The sequence below is a fragment of the Leptospira chreensis genome, assembly GCF_016919165.1.
Taxonomy (GTDB): domain Bacteria; phylum Spirochaetota; class Leptospiria; order Leptospirales; family Leptospiraceae; genus Leptospira_A; species Leptospira_A chreensis.
This window is the reverse complement of record NZ_JAFFPS010000057.1, coordinates 218378-232004: the sequence shown is the minus strand read 5'-3', so window position 1 is coordinate 232004 and position 13627 is coordinate 218378. Positions and strand designations below refer to the sequence as shown.

The following is a 13627-nucleotide window of genomic DNA, read 5'->3' as shown; positions in this document are numbered from 1 at the left end:
TAGATCATTCTCCTCTTCTTCCTTGTTACGCTTGTTTTATGGGAGAAGGGGAAGGACTTGAATCTTCGAATAAACCTGACACTCGGATCTCTTCTCCTTTTTCTTGGAGGGGAGATTCTTATCCTCCCATCCTAGATTCAGAAACTCCCGACCATTTGGATCGGATTCGTAATTTGGGAATTCCTTATATCTTCGATATCCACACTCATTTTTTTCCTGAGACCGTGATGAAACTAATTTGGCGTTGGTTTGACAATGTGAACTGGGCCATTGGTTATAGGCTTCCCGAAGCGGAAAGAGTGGAGCGGCTCCACCACAATGGGATCAAACGATTCACCACTCTCAATTATGCACACAAAGCCGATATGGCTTCGTCTTTAAATGATTGGACTTATGCTAATTTCAAAAATTGGAAAGGGGCCATTCCCTTTGGAACTTTTTATCCAGAAGAGGGTGTTCTTACTTATGTAAAAAAAGCTGTGGAAGAATATGGGTTCCTTGGTTTTAAACTCCACTGCGAAGTTTCCAAACTCAATTTAAACCGACCGGAACTTGGGGATACCTTCTCGTATTTGCAAGAGAAACAAATTCCCATTCTCATTCATACAGGAACGGCACCCCTACCGGGCGAGTTTACAGGGATCGAGTTCTTCAAACCATTTCTCGAAACCTATCCTAAGTTAAAGATCATTGTGGCCCATATGGGAGCCAATGAAATCTCCGCCTATGCTTCGTTACTCGATACTTATCCAAATTTAAGCCTTGATACCACTATGGTTTTTGTGGACTTTCTCGCGACAGGGAAAGCCGAAGATGTGGACTCGGCCGTATCGTATTTGGAAACCTACCAGGATCAAATTTACTTTGGATCTGATTTCCCAAACATCCCCTACAACCTAAACCACCCCATCACTCGGCTTTTGGATCTACCCATCAGTGATCGGGCCAAACAAAAAATTCTCTATCAGAACGCAGAAAACTTATTTTTTAAATGAAACGTGGTTGCATTTGCAACAGTGTTGCAAATGATTGTTCCACAGAGGTATTTATGAAATTTGCCAAGCTTTTCCTATTTTCTACCATCCTTTTCTCTGTTATGAATTGTGCGGAACTCTTCCAGTCACAAGATAAGAAGGATAATAACGACGCACTATTTGCTCTCCTTTTGAATGCCGGTTGTACGGTGACTGATGTTTCCTCTCCTTCCACCGGAAGAAAGATTGATTTCACTGCTTGTCGTGGTGATGCGAATGCGGCTCTTGCTGCCAGCGGCTTTTCATCCTCTTCTGTTTCTCTCAGCGGTGGCCTTGTAGGAACTGGATCTAGTTCTACGGTTTATACAAATGCTTCTAGTTTATCGAGCCTTGGTGGAGATAAAAAAGCAAGTATCGAAATCGTTTATGTGCTTTCTCAAGGCGATTCCAGTTTGGATGCCATCCTTCCTTCCACTACGAACTTAAGTGGACCAGGCTTTCATATTTTACCAACAACTGTGAATAAAATCGCAACGAATGGTACCAATTCTGCTTTAGGAACTCCTAGAACTTGGTCTTCTTCTGTATCTGCTGAAAAAACACTTTGTTTAGAAGTCCACCAAGAAAGTGGGAATGCCCATGTATTTGGTTGGGAGTCCGCTTGTGCCGCTGCTAGCCGAGGCACTTACCAATTTGAAGAAGATGGGGTTGCCGCTGATTTTGGTGGAGATAGAATTGGATTGCGGATCAATAAGGCTACAGTAAAATCGATCACAATCTATTCCAGTAACATTGGAACCGCAGGTTCCTTTCAATAGATTCTAAAATTTAAGACACAGTGAAACCAAACCATCGTTTTTCAAAAGTTAAGCTTGGGGGAGTGATCCTCTCCCTTTTGTTTTCCGCCCTTCTTTTTGCCGAGACAACGGAATGGGAAAAAGAATTAGAAAATAAATTACCAGCTAACAAAAAGGCTACGGTTGTATCTCAATCCAAAACGGATACGACTGGCTCTGATTGGGAAGCGGATTTAGAAAAAGACTTACAAGACCAAGAAAAACGAGAAAAGGGAACGGAAGGTAGCAGGGGAATCTCCTCTCCTGTCCAATCCAACCAACAGGTCAACCGGTCGGCACAGAACCTTATGATGGATGCTTATGCTGCCCTCGACATCGTGGGTGCTTGGGACAGAAACAAACCCCGGGGAACAGGGGAGAGGATTGACAACCAACTCGACATCCGCACCGCCGAATTTGGGTTTAACGGGGCCGTTGACCAGTGGATGCGTGGAACTTTTGTGGGAGCAGCCCACGGGGAAAACGGTAAATACAATTTTGAAGTCCACGAAGCTTGGGTTCAATTTCCTTTTTTACCTTTTAATACTTCTCTGAAAGCAGGACAGATGTTTATCGATGTGGGTAGACTCAATAAAATCCATGCCCATGACCGCGCTTTTACCATGACACCGATTGTTCACGAAAAATTTATCGGTTGGGAATCGGCCATTGATACAGGAGCCGAATTTAGTATTTTATTTCCTTGGAAGCTCATCACTCAAGAACTTGTGTTAGGTGCCACGAACGGAAGGAAATGGGGACACTCTCATGACGCGGGAGTTCAAAAAAATAACCCACTCATGTATGCCCACTTAAAACATTTTTATTATTTTGGAAACAACTGGGGCACCCAATTTGGATTTTCAGGGATTCGTTTTGAACCCACAACAGAAAGAAAAAACCAAAGGTTACTTTACGGGGCCGATGCAGTCCTTCGTTGGAACCGGTCTAATTTGAGTGAGATAATGCTTATGGGAGAGGCTTGGTACCAACAAGAAGTGTTTCCTTCCAGTATGGATCCTGTTACTTTTCAAAAAACCAAAGCTCCTACAAAAGACCAGTGGGGAGCTTATGGATTCATTGATTTTAAATTCCACCAATTGTGGTCTGTGGGTTTTCGTTATGATTATTTTACGGACAAGTCCCTTGTGGATAAAAATGGGGATCCAGCAAAGAACGCCATTGAAGCCCAGTCCTTTCAAATGACCTTCCATAGTTCTGAATTTGGAAAGGTACGCGGATCCATCGAACGTCGTTACATCCAAGACTATTCTCGCACTTCGCAGGAAGAAACAAGAGAATACAGATTTTATATCCAAACAGTGGCAGTGCTTGGCTCTCACCCAGCACACAGTTATTAAGTCAAAAGGTAAGTTATGTTACAGAAAATGTTTTCCAAACAAAGATCCGCATTTTTCCTCTTTAGTTTTTTTCTTTCCCTCTTTTTTGGCCAGACTCTCTCGGCTAAAGTATCCCTTGTCACAAGCCTTCCCGATATCAAATACATTGCCGAACAAATTGCCGGAGACCGGGCCGAAGTTTCGGGAATGATTCGCGGAACCGATGACCCACACTTTGTAATGACAAGGCCCGACTTTCTTGTGAAACTGAGTGAAGCCGATGTGCTTTGTGTGATTGGTCTGGATTTAGAAATTGGTTGGATTCCTTACCTCCAACAACAATCCCGCAATATCAAAATCCAAAAAGGACAACCTGGGTATTGCGACACTTCCTTTGGAGTGAAAATCCTTGGTGAACCTACGGTGATGATGGATCGTTCCATGGGAGATATGCATATCTATGGAAACCCTCATTATTGGAATGATCCTATCAACGCCATCCAAATGGCTCAAAATATAAAAAATGCCCTCACTCGTGTGGATCCATTGAATGGGGAATACTACGAAGGAAATTTTAATTCATTCAAAAAACGCCTCATCCAACTCACAAAAGAAGAAATGAAAAAAATGGAACCATACTTTGGACTGAAAGTGGCCGTTTTTCATGACCAATTTGTCTATTTGGCCTCTCGGTTTAAATTCAATGCCAACTTAACCATCGAGGAACGTCCAGGAGTTCCACCTTCTGTCCGTTATATGGACCAAGTCATTAGTTATATGACAGCAGAAAAGATAAAAATTATCTTGATTGGACCCTATCACAATCCAAAGTATGCTGAGTATGTGTCGTCAAAAGTGCCGGGATCTGTGGTGGTCACACTACCTGTCTCTGTAGGGGGAACTCCCGAAGCCAATACTTACGAAGACACACTCCGGTTGATGTTACAAAAAATACGTGATGCAAGCGACAAAACCAAATAGCTTAGATAACACCAAAACCTTTATCCATACGGATCTTTTGTCTGTGGGTTACCGAAAGGAATTTCCTGTGGTATCCGACATTCATTTGCATATCCATTCCGGCAAAACCTATGCCCTTGTCGGGGGAAATGGTGCTGGAAAAACCACACTCTTTCGAACTCTAACAGATCTTTTGCCACCACTTTCCGGATCCATTTCCTTTTCCAAAGAAATCACAACATCCTACGTTCCCCAGGCCAAACGAATGTCTTTGGAATTTCCTTTGCGTGTGCAGGATGTATTACTCATGCCAAAAAACATTGGCCTCAGTTTTCTTCCCAAAAAGAAATTTTCTGAAGAAGATATGACACTCATTGAAAGAACAGGTGTTAGTTCCATTTTAAAAAAACAAATTTCTCTTTGTAGTGGGGGGCAATTACAAAAAGTCCTCATCCTTCGTTCCCTTCTTACCAAAGCCAATTTGATATTTTTAGATGAACCCATGGATTCTTTGGATCATAATGCCCGTGAACTTTTTCAAACTGTTTTGTCCGAATACCTGCGAGAAGGAAATCGTTCTCTATTTTTTATCACTCATAGTTTGGAACATGATTGGGGATTTGGGTTTGATGAAATTTACGAAATAGACGAAGGGAAACTCTACAATATCACCAGTGGAGAACGGCCTCCGAACTGCCACCATCATGACTAATATTCTTTCTAGTTGGACTTTGTTTTTACCGCAAATGGTAGTGGGTAGCCTTGTTGGGGCTCTCCTATCGGTTCTGGGAATCTTAATTGTGCTCCGTGGGATGACATTCTTTGGAGTCACCCTTTCGCAAGCAGTGACTTTTTCTGTCGCCTTATCCTTGTTTATGGAGTGGCCCGGAGAAATATTCCCCATTGTGTTTTCTTGTATTTTGGTCTTTCCGCTTTTGTATGTGAGAAAACTTCGAGGGATGAAAGAAGAGGTCATCCTCGGCATTCTATTTGTATTCTTTTCTGCGGCGTCGCAAGTTATGTTGGCTCTCGGTGGGAATGTACAAAACCATTTGATGGCAGCATTTTTTGGCGATATCTTAACTTCCCAAGTGCGGGCCGATTCCTTTGGAATCTATATCGCAGTTTTCTTTTTTATCCTCTACTTAAGTTTCTTTCGAAGGTTTCTTTTTATCAGTTTTGATCGAGATGAATACAAAATCCAAGTGGGAAATCCCCTTCCTTTTGACTTATTGTTTTATATCATCCTTGCGGCCTCTCTCACAGTCGCTGTAAACTTACTGGGAACATTTTATAGCATTGCCCATTTGATTTTGCCTGTTTTTGCTCTCCTTCCTCTCATTCGTTCCTTGAAACTACTGACCATAGTTTGTGCTTTGTTTTCCGTCTTTGCTACCATCTCCGGGTTTCTCATCTCTCTTGTGGGAGTGGAGCGAAATGGGGAACTGATTTACTTTCCCACATCCTCAAGCATCATCCTGGTTCTTTGTGCTTTGGCTTTTTTTCTCCACCTAATCCGATTCCTAACTACTTCCGTTTTTTCCAAATCTGTCCGATAGATATTCTGTGGAACTAATCCCTTGCAATACCTGCGGACAAAACCGCTTCCGTTCGATTTATACCAAAGAAAGTCCACTCGGTGAGTCTTTCTCGATTGTCGCTTGCGAGTCTTGCGGGCTTGTACAAGTGAACCCACAACCCAGTTTTGCCGATGTCAAAAAATACTATGATGATTCTTATTTTACCCAAAGAACAGAACGTGGGTATGATAATTATTACTCAGATAAATTACGAAAAGAGATCTCTCGTGTTTTCCAACTCAACCTAAATGATTTGGATTTTTTTTCCTGGGAAAAGGACCGTCTCTCTCCTCTCTCGCAAACTCAAAAACTTTCTTCTTTGGACATTGGCTGTGCGGCGGGTTACTTTGTGGCCTACCAAAAAGACAGGGGATACGATGCCTATGGAATTGAAATTGCCGATGGCCCTGTTCGTTTTGCTCGCGAAACTTTAAATTTAAATATCTTCCAAGAGAACTTTCTTTCTTGGGATCCGACTTTTCAAAACCAGTTTGATGCCATCACCCTTTGGGCGACCATCGAACATCTGCACCAGCCAAAAGAGACTTTGGCAAAAATCCAAAAGCATTTGAAACCGGGGGGAGTCCTCATCCTATCCACTTGTCGGTATGGAATCCTTGCGAAACTCGCCGGACTAACCTGGCGGTATTTGAATGTTCCCGAGCATTTGTATTATTACTCTTACCGGGGATTAAAAAACCTACTTTTGGATTTGGGGTATGCACGTCCCGTTTCCTTTACTTATGGAAGTGGGATGACCACTCGCCCCGGAGCGAGTGTTTTTTTCAAACTCCGGAAGTGGGTGATGGATCGTGCGGTGAAATGGTTTGAGATTGGCGATATGATGGTGTATATGGTAGAAAAAAAATCACTCCACTCCGAGTGATTTCAAAATGTCTTCCACACAAAAGGCAACCACTTCATCCAGGTCGGCTGTCGCATCCACGAAGATGGTAGACTCTGGTAAAATTGCCAAATAGTTTTGGTAGATACGAATTTGTTCCGAATCCACATCAAAAACTTCTTTCTCTCCATTGCGAGCGGTCCTGCGTTCATGGGCTTCTTCAGGAGAGAGGTCTAAAAAATAAACACGGTTGGGTTCTGGAAATCCTTTGTCTTCATTTTTATACAAAATGTCAGCGGCATGTTCCTCATCCCGACCTTGGTAGGCTGCGGTGGAAAAATAATATCTATCTTGTACAATAGATTTGCCATCCTTTAACGTTGGTAAGATGACTTCATTCACGGAACATTCGCGGTCAGCGATAAAGACCTCAATTTGTTCCTCTTTGGTGAGTTTGAGTTTCCCTTGTAAGAATTCTCTGATCTTTTTTCCGTGCACACTGTCTGTGGGTTCTCTATGCCAGAGGTTAGGAATGGATTTTGTAAGGAGTGTTTCGGAAACCAAACGAGAGACGGTGGTTTTCCCTGAACCATCGATCCCTTCAAATACAAAGAACTGATTATTTTTTGGCATATCCCCTCCATTATAAGAATGGTCGTTTTTTCCTCGACTTATTTACTAAACTCGGCAATTTAGTCTAAGGAGCAAAAACATGAAAAAAATTTCGTCTATCCTAATCATTGCTTTTTTGGCTGTATTTATGATTAACTGTGCCTCTGAAGAAGTTAAACAAACACCAGTTGTGGAAGAACCAAAACCTTCTAAAAAGCCAAAATTGGATGAGTCTTTCAAAACAAGAGCTAGAGACATTAAGTAATTACTACTCAAAGCGGAAGCCATCCCGGGCAACTTGGATGGTTTTTTTTTACCATTTTGCTTATTCAGTAAGCACCATTTCCTCTTTTTCCCCCACTTTGTTCTCTAATGCCTCTCTCTTAAGCAAAATGCAGTAATATTCCCTACAATGCTTACTGGTACCGATCTTGCAATATAGATTCTGTATCCATCTATGATCACAGAAAGAGAAAGTCATAAATTCTTACGAGAATGGAAAGATTTGTTGTCTGGCGGAACTCTCGTTCCCGTTTTCCAACCCATCCTCTCGTCCGAATCCACTGGTATTTACGGATACGAACTTTTAGGAAGGCTTTCCACACCGGAAGGGCTTGTCAGTCTTGGAGATTTCTTTTTATCCCAAACCTTTGGTTACGATGAAATCTTTTATCTTAAAAAACAAGTCGACGAAGAAATTCGTTTTGCTGCCTTACAAAAGTTCGCGAAAGAAGCACCACCCGAAACCAAGTTATTTTTAAATATTTCACCGAACGTAATGTACCATGCTCTCTTACAATTGGAAACAGCACTCCCGCAAACCATTCGAATGGTCAGAGAAGTGGGTGTGGATCCGGAGCGGATTGTCATTGAAATTACCGAAGAACGGTTTCCTCACAACTTAGAACTTTTGCGACCGGTTCTGAATTTGTATCGGCAGGAAGGATTTTCGATTGCTGTTGACGATGCCGGATCGGAAGCCAGTAACTTAGACCGGATTGGACTTTTTCATCCAGAGATTATCAAAGTCGACTTACAAATGTTACGTAGGTCAACCTTCTCAAGAAACTTCAAAGAGATTTTACTCAATTTATCAAAGTTAGGTGAGTCTCTCGGAAGTAGTCTTCTTTTTGAAGGGATTGAATCGGAAGACGAACTTTATAATGCTCTAAACTATGGGGCCAGATACATCCAAGGGTTTTATTTTGCCAAACCAGAACCATACTTTGCCAAACGTTTTGAATACCGAACAGAGATGCAGTCCTCTCTCGAATACTTTCATGCTCGCAAACAAGGAGAGATGAATCGTCAGATTGAATGGGAAACCCTTTGGAAGGACAAACTTTCTGAAATCATGATGGGGTTTACCGAAGACAATGGAATTTGGGAATGGAAGGGAGATTTTGAAACTAATGTTTTTGGAGATGGAAATTTCTTTCGGATGTACATCACAAACCCATTAGGATTCCAGGTCTCACCCAATTATTCGCGGGACCAGTCCGGAAAAATGGAACCGGACTATTCCTTTTTAGGTAAAAACTGGTCCTTTCGGCCTTATTTTTTTGAACACCTTCACAAATCCAAAACCAGTCGAGATGCTTGGACTCTCTCTCAAATGTATCATGACATTTCCGAACGGATGATGTTACGGACATTCGCGAGGAACCTCTCTGAAAACTTGATTTTATTTATCGATGTGGTGGTCTCTCGTTCCTGAAAGGTTTTGCGAAAATCCCTCTCTCGGTGGATACTGGCAGAAGATATGGCAAAAATACAATTTTTGCAATTACCAGTTCCGCCACCATCCTACTATGCAGCCACCGGAAACGTTCCTTTAGCAGCTGCTAGTTTGGCGAGTTGCCTCGAATCCAAAGAAGATCCAGTCCTTGGGGTGAGTCCTTATGTCGTTTCTCCAGAAGATACCGATTCTTTGGGAGACCGGGAACTCATTGACCGAATTGCCAAAGAAGGACCTGATTTTCTCGGACTCTCTCTTTATTTATGGAACACAGAACGTAGTCTTTATATTGCAAGAGAAGTTAAAAAACGAAATCCAGAAACAACCATTCTTATCGGTGGACCCGAGGTCAATGAAGACAACCCTTATGTTTTAAGCGAAGAGGGTTATGACATTGCTGTATCCGGCGAGGCAGAACATAGCTTTCGTTCTTTGATGCGCGCCTTACTTTCTAAGTCTTCCTTGGAAGGTTTAGAGAATGTGGCTTACCGTTTAGATAACGGATCTCTCACTTCCTTTGGAAAACAAGCGGCAGCAGACTTTCCTTTGACTGACTTTCCTTCTCCTTATACCACTGGACATTTGCAAGTGGATCCCAGACGTTCCACTTATTTAGAAACGGTGCGTGGTTGTAAATCACAGTGTACTTATTGTTTTTATCCTAAATCTTCACAGAATCTCCGCACCTTAGACATTCCAGAAACCATTCGATTGATTTCGAACTTAAAAGAGAAGGGTGCCAAGGAACTTGTATTCTTAGATCCCACTTTCAACCATAGACCAGGCTTTGAAAATTTTTTAGATGCCATTGCGGAAGTGAATTCGGATGGAAGTATGTCTATGTTTGCCGAATTACGTTCGGAAGGTGTGACACCGAAACTGGCAACTAAACTCCGTAAGGCGGGATTTACTCGTGTGGAACTGGGACTGCAATCAGTAAATGAAGAAACCTTAAAACGAGTCAAACGTTACGGCAGCCCTCATAAAGTAGCAGAAGTGGCCAAGATGCTTGCCGGAGAAGGGATGGAGTTGTTACTTGATCTCATCATTGGACTCCCCGGGGACAAACCCGATGATGTGGAAAGAGGAATCCATTTCTTTTTAGAACATGGACTGGGAGAATGGGTGCAGGCCTTTCCATTGTCTGTCCTTCCGGGAACGGCGATGCGTAGGGATGCCGAAAAAGAAGGACTTTCCTTTATGCCAACACCCCCATACCGCATCATCCAAACTCCCACTTTTAGTCCTCGTGATTTGACAGAGTCCTTATACTTTGCCGAAGATTTACTTGAAAGAAGGTTGGATGAATTCCCAAGACCGTTTTTATGTGCTGCCTTATCCAAAAAAAACGATCGTATCGATATCGCATTCACTGATTCTAGAAATCATTCTGCGTCCGGAAAAAACTTCGTTTCAGAATCCAGTTTGTCTTCCTGGTCGGGGAGTCGCCATCACAGTGTTTGGTTCCACACAGAAGATCTTTCAAAAGACCTTTCTCGGATTCTTTCTCTGATCGAGGAACGAATCACGGCCGAACCTTTTTGTACCGTGGATTTTGTTTTGCCTTTGGTTTCTCTTCCGAAACCCAAAGAGATGACAAAACTTGTTTCTATTTTGGAAACCAAACGAAATTCTTATCTTTCTCGAACCCTTGCCCATAGAGGTGAAAACCTCCAACACCGTTTGGTTTTTGTATTCGATGGAAACCATTCCGAATTAAAAAACTGGCGAGACCGAGAGTTGGATTCGACATCATTTCTCATTTATGAAACCATTCCTACAAATCGAATTCGCAGTATTGATCCATCTAAGGAAGCTTTCTATTTGATCGAAGGAGAAGAAATCGATGCCTCCGACTTTGCATTTCTCAAAGAAGAAATGGATTCAGAGGCCATTACCTTTTCTTCTCGGAAATTAGAAGAAAAGTGGTCTATGGAAGTTTTGGGTTATGGGGAACTTTGACTTAAGGTTTTAGGGTTTGTTTGCGAAAGAATTCTACGTTTTCTAAAAATCTTTTTTTCTCACCCGAACGAGAGGAGTGACCTGCAATCGCAAGACCCACTGTTAGGTGACCCTCATGGTTTTTGGTAATCGTTTTAATGGTTCCAAAAGCGGTGAGAGGTGATTGCATTTTAAAAAATATATCAAACTGAAATCCAGAAAGTTTGGGAAGGCTTTGCATTAAATCAGGATGGTCTACGATCACTTTCAATCCTCCCTCAGAAATATCAATCACCGGGAACTTTCCATCCGACTTAATCATATTGGAATGACGAATCCGGTCCACCATTTCAAAACATACAGTTTTCATTTCCATAGCTTTCAGTAAATCAAAGGTTTCTGTTTTACTTTGCATCTGGATGTAACCAATGGGGATGGATTCTTCTTCATCAGTTAGATAGAGAATGGGTAAAATGAGTTCGGATTTGATTTTTTGGTTTCGTTTGTTATTGATTTCTTTCGCGATATCTTCTTCGATTTCTTCCGAAAATACCAAAAAGTCTTCGTTAGGTGAAGATTCGTAACATTTTTTATCTGTCGCATCTTCAAGGAGTAGGCCTTTCTTCGTTTTTTTGATTTGGCGGATGATTTCGTTGTCTTCGCTCGAGTTAAAGGTGGAAATTTTAATAAAATCAACCGAGTTCTTTAACTTTGTTTCATAATCCTGGAAGTTTACCTTCACTGCTGTGGGAACATGGAACATATCTGTTTCGATTTTTGCTTTGCTGGAGACCACATTGGTGATCCAAGCGGAACCAGGAGGAACAGGAATCCTGGAACTTTCTCTGTCTTTTTTGGCGATCGCAATTTTATCTAAGTGTAAAACGTATTGAGACTCCGCCTTTTCTTGTTCGACGGTGCATTCTAGGTGGAGGTATCTTCCTAGAATTTTATAAAGAGTGATTTTTTGCCCCACAGAGAGGGACATGGTTGGACGTACGCTGACTAGGATTTTGTTCCCGTCTGCAGAAACTTTTTTTAAAAAACAACTCTCTCCGGTATGGATATTGTCTTTTAAACTCAATTCTTGGTTTAATAAAAATTTCGTCAAAACATGGAGTTTTTTTTCAGTGTCGGAAAAAACATCCAAAGATCGCTTACTTCTTTCTAGTGTATCCATAAAAGGTCGTTACTTACTAATATCGGACAAATTTCTCCTGAAATTCTCTTGCACGGAGAGTTTTCTTACCTAAAGTAGAAAAAGGAAGGATAATTATGTCAAATCAACCCCTACCAGGATCGGAGCTTCTCGACGGAGTCAGTGGACAAGAGCTCTTCTCGGTCAACATGGGACTCACGTATCGGGATTTTTTAGTTCTACCCGGTTATATAGACTTTAACCCGAGCGATGTAGAACTAGAAACCAAACTTTCCAAAAATATTTCACTCAAAAGACCTCTTATGAGTTCGCCCATGGACACAGTCACTGAGTCCGAGATGGCGATCGCACAAGCACTTATGGGCGGAATCGGAATTATACATTATAACAACAGTATCGACGAACAGGTAGATCTCGTTCGTAAAGTAAAACGATACGAAAATGGATTCATCAAAGATCCAATCCTTCTCTCTCCTGAACATACACTTGCTGATTTGGATGCTGTCAAAGAAAAATACGGGTTTAGTGGGATTCCCATCACTGAAGATGGAACCGCCAATACTAAGTTAGTTGGTATTGTTACCAACCGCGATGTGGATTTTGAAAAAGATCGTAATATCAAACTAGGTAAGGTGATGACTACGGAACTGATCACCGCAAATGTTGGGATTAGTTTACTGGAAGCCAACGATATTTTAAGAACTAGCAAAAAGGGAAAACTCCCTCTAGTAGACAAACAAGGCAAACTTGTAGCACTGATTTGTCGCAGTGACCTGAAAAAAAATAAAGAATTCCCTCAATCTTCCAAAGACGATCAAAAGAGACTGCGAGTGGGTGCGGCCCTTTCCACCTTACCTGAGTCACGTGATCGAATGGCGGCTCTAGCTGGTGTTGGAGTGGATGTCATCATCATTGATTCCGCTCAAGGAAATTCCAGTTACCAAATGGAAATGATCCAATGGATCAAATCCAATTTTCCAAGTATTGATGTGATCGGTGGTAACGTCGTGACCAAAGCACAAGCAGCAAACCTCATTGCCGCGGGTGCGGATGGACTTCGGATTGGTATGGGACCCGGTTCCATTTGTATCACTCAAGATACAATGGCCGTGGGTCGTGCGCAAGCAACAGCTGTTTTCAAAACAGCGGAGTATGCACAAGCACATGGAGTTCCTGTGATTGCTGACGGTGGTATTTCCAATATTGGGGACATTGCCAACGCTCTTGCGATTGGTGCTTCTATGTGTATGATGGGTTCTATGTTTGCAGGAACAAAAGAAGCACCTGGTGAGTATTTTTATGAAAATGGAATTCGTCTAAAGAAATACCGGGGAATGGCAAGTTTAGAAGCAATGAGTAAAGGTGGAGACAAACGGTACTTCTCCGAGTCACAAAAGATCAAAGTCGCACAAGGTGTTTCCGGATACGTTGTGGATAAAGGATCAGTTCTCAACCTCATTCCTTATCTTGTGCAAGGACTCAGACAAAGTTTCCAAGATATGGGATTTAGAAACATCCAAGATATACATAAAGCGTTACGGGAAGGAAAACTTCGTTTTGAACGAAGGACGGAATCGGCCCAAGCACAAGGTAGTGTTCACGGTTTGTATTCTTACACAAAACCTTCTATGAGAGCGGAATAA

General features: G+C 42.0%; 13 protein-coding genes. 11 read left to right on the top strand and 2 right to left on the bottom strand.

The genetic code is table 11. The features are described 5' to 3' along the window. Positions 1 to 38 precede the first annotated feature (38 nt). From JWG41_RS16070 to JWG41_RS16040, 7 genes are read left to right on the top strand one after another with little or no spacing between them, the layout of a single operon-like run. Entirely contained in the window at positions 39 to 995 is a 957-nt protein-coding gene (locus tag JWG41_RS16070; RefSeq protein ID WP_205270872.1) for an amidohydrolase family protein, read from the top strand. 53 nt (positions 996 to 1048) lie between these two features. After that, a complete protein-coding gene (locus tag JWG41_RS16065) occupies positions 1049 to 1792 on the top strand; it encodes a hypothetical protein (protein ID WP_205270787.1) in 744 nt (247 codons plus the stop codon). A gap of 20 nt (positions 1793 to 1812) precedes the next feature. After that, the gene (locus JWG41_RS16060; protein WP_205270788.1) at positions 1813 to 3171 is read left to right on the top strand and encodes a TonB-dependent receptor; all 1359 of its coding nucleotides are present in this window, start codon (positions 1813 to 1815) and stop codon (positions 3169 to 3171) included. Between the two features lie 15 nt (positions 3172 to 3186). Then, on the top strand, positions 3187 to 4131 hold the full coding sequence (locus JWG41_RS16055; protein WP_205270789.1) for a metal ABC transporter substrate-binding protein: 945 nt from the start codon (positions 3187 to 3189) through the stop codon (positions 4129 to 4131). Continuing rightward, on the top strand, positions 4109 to 4822 hold the full coding sequence (locus JWG41_RS16050) for a metal ABC transporter ATP-binding protein (protein WP_205270790.1): 714 nt from the start codon (positions 4109 to 4111) through the stop codon (positions 4820 to 4822). Before JWG41_RS16055 ends, JWG41_RS16050 begins: the two co-directional genes overlap by 23 nt. Then, positions 4815 to 5669 carry a metal ABC transporter permease gene (locus tag JWG41_RS16045; protein ID WP_205270791.1) on the top strand — a complete coding sequence of 285 codons (855 nt, stop codon included), beginning with the start codon at positions 4815 to 4817 and terminating at the stop codon, positions 5667 to 5669. Before JWG41_RS16050 ends, JWG41_RS16045 begins: the two co-directional genes overlap by 8 nt. A gap of 7 nt (positions 5670 to 5676) precedes the next feature. Continuing rightward, entirely contained in the window at positions 5677 to 6576 is a 900-nt protein-coding gene (locus tag JWG41_RS16040) for a class I SAM-dependent methyltransferase (RefSeq protein WP_205270792.1), read from the top strand. Here JWG41_RS16040 and tmk read toward each other — a convergent pair. Continuing rightward, the gene (gene tmk, locus JWG41_RS16035; protein ID WP_205270793.1) at positions 6559 to 7167 is read right to left on the bottom strand and encodes a dTMP kinase; all 609 of its coding nucleotides are present in this window, start codon (positions 7165 to 7167) and stop codon (positions 6559 to 6561) included. The genes JWG41_RS16040 and tmk overlap by 18 nt on opposite strands. 79 nt (positions 7168 to 7246) lie before the next feature. On the opposite strand from tmk, the gene JWG41_RS16030 reads away from it, so the two are divergent. The 3 genes from JWG41_RS16030 to JWG41_RS16020 all read left to right on the top strand — a co-directional run bounded on the left by JWG41_RS16030 (position 7247) and on the right by JWG41_RS16020 (position 10846). Beyond that, positions 7247 to 7411, top strand: a complete 165-nt coding sequence (locus JWG41_RS16030; RefSeq protein WP_205270794.1) for a hypothetical protein — start codon at positions 7247 to 7249, stop codon at positions 7409 to 7411. 192 nt (positions 7412 to 7603) lie between these two features. Continuing rightward, complete coding sequence (locus JWG41_RS16025) at positions 7604 to 8863, top strand: EAL domain-containing protein (protein WP_205270795.1); 1260 nt, start codon at positions 7604 to 7606, stop codon at positions 8861 to 8863. 45 nt (positions 8864 to 8908) lie between these two features. Beyond that, positions 8909 to 10846 (top strand): B12-binding domain-containing radical SAM protein, encoded by a 1938-nt coding sequence (locus JWG41_RS16020; protein WP_205270796.1) that lies wholly within the window; start codon positions 8909 to 8911, stop codon positions 10844 to 10846. Between the two features lies 1 nt (position 10847). Here the strand turns inward: JWG41_RS16020 and JWG41_RS16015 are convergent, their stop codons facing one another. Next, entirely contained in the window at positions 10848 to 12005 is a 1158-nt protein-coding gene (locus JWG41_RS16015) for a DUF1577 domain-containing protein (RefSeq protein ID WP_205270797.1), read from the bottom strand. 95 nt (positions 12006 to 12100) lie between these two features. Here JWG41_RS16015 and guaB point away from each other — a divergent pair, with 95 nt between their 5' ends. After that, positions 12101 to 13627 carry an IMP dehydrogenase gene (guaB, locus tag JWG41_RS16010; protein ID WP_205270798.1) on the top strand — a complete coding sequence of 509 codons (1527 nt, stop codon included), beginning with the start codon at positions 12101 to 12103 and terminating at the stop codon, positions 13625 to 13627.